Origin of the sequence: Tardiphaga sp., assembly GCF_028290785.1 — a bacterium.
In the GTDB taxonomy this organism is placed as follows: Bacteria; Pseudomonadota; Alphaproteobacteria; order Rhizobiales; family Xanthobacteraceae; genus Tardiphaga.
In genome coordinates this window covers 1-3,318 of the sequence record NZ_JAQGJD010000298.1, presented here as the reverse complement: position 1 = coordinate 3,318, position 3,318 = coordinate 1, and the positions used below count along the sequence as shown (strand labels likewise).

Sequence of the window (3,318 nt, the reverse complement as noted above, 5' to 3'; positions counted from 1 at the left end):
TGATCTCGCCCATGCCGCCAATGGCGTGGCCCCAGACACCCTTCTTTCCGTTCACTTCGCCGAAGGCGTGGTGCAGCATCACATAGGCCGAGCCCGCCGCGTAAGGGCTGGCATAGTTGCCGACGATGGCGTCAAAGCCGAACAGCGCCTTGATCAGGTCACTCTCGAAGATGTCGTCGAGCATCTCGCCGGCCGAGCAGGTGAACAGATCGAGCAGGACGCGCTGTTGCTCCAGCGAAAGATCGTTGAGGATTTTCGCGGTGCCGAGCGCGTTGATTGCTTCCGTTAGGCTGCCGAGCCCAAATCCCTGCACCACGTTCGGCGGGGCGCGCAGCACGAACTTGCGCAGCACGTCGGCGATCACCTCGAGTTCGCCATTGAAGGCGTCGATCCGCGCCGCGTCCCGTGGGCTCAGCTTCGCCAGCGACTGACGGGTGCGGCCCTCGCCGGTGAGCAGGTAGCTGCCGTCCGGCGCCGGCAGAAAATTCTGCGCCTTGCGCTCGACGATCCGTAACCCGTGCTCATGCAGCTTGAGGTCGGCGGCGATCTGCGGATTGAGCAGGCTGACGGTGTAGGCCGCCACCGAGTTGCGGAAGCCGGGGTGGAATTCCTCGGTCACCGCGGCGCCGCCGACGACCTTGCGGCGCTCCACCACCTTAACGCGCAGCCCACCCATGGCGAGGTAGGCCGCGCAGGTCAGGCCGTTATGGCCAGCGCCGATGATCAGAACGTCGATGTCAGAGGTGTCAGACATTCGTTGGCGATTTCATCAAGGGTTCATCCGGGGGTCTTTATCAAAGACGTCGCCGCTGGGCACAAGGGGGCCGTCAGGCTTTCAGTTCCGTCGGCGCCTGCATTGCCGGAAACGGTAACCTATGCTCCATTCCGGCGCCCGGCGTCCTGCCGGATTCTGAAGCCCTCACGCCCGCCGAATCCCAGCCGGAGCTTTCATGAATTCGCCGTTGCCCGCCACCGCCGATCAAGCCTCTCGCAACCGATTGGTGCTGGTGGTTTACACCGCCGCGATCTTTACCAGCGCGTTGCTGCTGTTCTCGGTGCAGCCGCTGTTCACGAAGATGGTGCTGCCGCGGCTCGGTGGGTCGCCGGCGGTGTGGTCCGTCGCCATGGTGTTCTTCCAGTCGCTGCTGCTCGGCGGCTACGCCTATGCGCATTTCCTGATGCAGATCCGCAACCGGGTGATTCCGGTGGTGATCCACCTGGCGCTGCTGGCCATTGCGTTGCTGACCTTGCCGCTCTCGATCGCCGCGGGTTGGGGCGAACCGCCGGCCAGCGGCTATGCATTCTGGCTGCTCGGCCTGTTCGTGGTGTCGATCGGCCTGCCGTTCTTCGCGCTCGCGGCCAACAATCCGCTGCTGCAGGCCTGGTTCGTGCGCACCGGCCATCCGCAGGGTCACGATCCGTATTTCCTTTATGCGTCCTCCAATATCGGCAGCTTTCTCGCGCTGCTGTCCTACCCGGTGCTGCTGGAGCCGATGTTCTCGCTGCGCACCCAGAACATCATCTGGACATCGGGCTACGGGTTGCTGATCCTGTTGATCGCCGGCTGCGGCGCGCTGCTGCTGAAGTCACCGGCGTTCGTCGTCGCCGCGCCAGGCGAAGGCGAGATCGATGCGCCGACGCCGACCTGGGCGCTGCGCGCGCGCTGGATCTTCCTGGCCGCTGTGCCCTCCGGCCTGCTGATTGCAGTGACCGCGCATATCTCGACCGACATCGCGTCCGCGCCGCTGCTGTGGGTGATGCCGCTGTCGCTGTATCTCCTGACGTGGGTGCTGGTGTTCCAGTCGCGACCGCTGCTGCCGCACAAATGGATGCTGGCGGCGCAGCCGGTGGCGATCGCGGTGGTGATCGTGCTGCTGGCGATCGGCGGCGAGCAGAACCTGCTGCTGACGCTGGGCGGCAACCTGGTGTGCTTCTTTGTCATCGCGATGGCCTGCCATGGCGAGCTCGCGCGGGCGCGGCCGGCGGCGACCTACCTGACCGGCTACTATGTGGCGCTGTCGTTCGGCGGCATGGTCGGCGGCCTGTTCGCCGGGCTCATCGCGCCATTCACGTTTTCCTGGATTGCCGAATATCCGATCCTGATCGCGCTGGCGGTGCTGTGCCGTCCGCGCGGCGAGGAACTCTTTCCAAGCTGGAGCCGCGGGTATTGGGCGCTGCTAGCGGCGGCGGCCGTGGCGCTGCTGGCGCCGGTGTGGATGGGCGGCAGCCTGTTCACCTGGCTCGACGCCAACCGCGTCAACGTGATCAAAGCGATGGGCATCCTGATCATGATCCTGGCGGTGCTGGGCAAGATCAGCCGTCCCAAACTGCTGGCGATCGTGGTGCTGGCGCTGGTGATGATCCGCGCCTATCCGTCCGACGACGGTCGCGTCGAGACCGTGCGCAGCTTCTTCGGCGTCCACAAGATCGTGGTAACGACCAACAACCAGTATCACGTGCTGATGCACGGCACGACGATCCACGGCGCTGAAAAATTTCTCAACGACGACGGCACGCCGGTGGCCGCGCGGCCCGAACCGATCTCGTATTATTACAAGGACGGCGGCATCGGCCAGGCGATCGCCGCGATCCGCGCCCGCAAAGGCGGACCGATCCGCGTCGCGGTGATCGGGCTCGGCTCAGGCTCGCTGGCCTGCGCGTCGCAGCCTGGCGAGGACTGGAAGTTCTTCGAGATCGACCAGTCGATGGTCGATACCGCGCGCGATCCGAAATACTTCACCTACATCTCGAAGTGCGAGCCGGACATGAAGCCGGTGATCGGCGATGCCCGCCTGACCTTCGCCAAGGAGCCGAACGGCGTCTATGACATGATCATCGTCGATGCCTATTCGTCGGACGCGATCCCGATCCATCTGGCTACCGAAGAGGCGATGGAAATCTACAAGGAGAAGCTGGCGCCCCAGGGCGCGGTGGTGATGCACGTCTCCAACAGGCATCTCGAACTGGCCAGCGTGGTGGTCGGCATTGCGGATGCCAATGACATGAAGAGCTGGGTATTCTCCGAAGATTCCGGCCGCGACAACGAATATATCTTTTCGACCAACGTGGTGGTCTCGGCTCGCGACGCCGCGGATGTCGGCAGCATTGCTTCGTCGGATAAATGGGCGCTGACCGAAGCGGAGGACAACCAGCGGGTCTGGACCGACGACTACTCCAACGTGCTCGGCGCCGTGTGGCGCCGGCTGCGCGACTGCGACAACTAGCCTTCGATCAGTAGTGGGGGGTGCGGCTGCATTTTTACTCGGCCCTCCCGGCGATGTTTTGCCAGGAGGGAAGATGTGAAAAGAGCCGCTCAAT

General features: G+C 64.2%; 2 protein-coding genes. One reads left to right on the top strand and one right to left on the bottom strand.

Annotation, left to right across the window (positions count from 1 at the left end; translation table 11 throughout):
- Positions 1-754: FAD-dependent oxidoreductase (locus JWR89_RS18175; protein ID WP_299718645.1), on the bottom strand; the 754-nt coding region annotated here is incomplete at its 3' end.
- A 196-nt stretch (positions 755-950) separates the two neighbouring features.
- Here JWR89_RS18175 and JWR89_RS18170 point away from each other — a divergent pair.
- Positions 951-3,224: a fused MFS/spermidine synthase gene (locus JWR89_RS18170; protein WP_299718643.1), complete on the top strand. Its 2,274-nt coding sequence runs from the start codon at positions 951-953 to the stop codon at positions 3,222-3,224.
- The last annotated feature ends 94 nt before the right edge of the window (positions 3,225-3,318 follow it).

Bases quoted from the DNA above. Each gene is read 5' to 3' on its own strand.
- JWR89_RS18170 (WP_299718643.1), top strand. From the start codon at position 951: ATGAATTCGCCGTTGCCCGCCACCGCCGATCAAGCCTCTCGCAACCGA.